This is a genomic window from Vibrio marinisediminis (assembly GCF_014050145.1).
GTDB classification, from domain to species: Bacteria; Pseudomonadota; Gammaproteobacteria; order Enterobacterales; family Vibrionaceae; genus Vibrio; species Vibrio marinisediminis.
The window spans coordinates 1-255 of record NZ_JACFYF010000305.1; the positions used below are offsets into that span (position 1 = coordinate 1).

Annotated in this window: 1 protein-coding gene; it reads left to right on the top strand. The window is 27.5% G+C overall.

The features are described from left to right. Positions 1-255: ATP-binding protein (locus H2O73_RS24180; protein WP_182110825.1), on the top strand; the 255-nt coding region annotated here is incomplete at both ends.

Here is a 255-nt window from a genome sequence, read left to right on the forward strand (position 1 = left end):
TCATTTCAAAACATATAGATTGTAAGGTTCAAATTTTAGAAGAAGATATTCCGTATCGTGTAGATAGTATTCAGTTAACCCAAGTAATTTTCAATTTAATAATCAATGCCATTCATTTTTCACCTGAAAATGGTACTATCACGGTGAATGTAAGACAGAATATTAAAAATATTATTATTGAAATTAGTGATGAAGGAGAAGGTATTGATGTTTCAAAAAGCGAAAATATATTCAACCCATTTTTTACAACCAAAC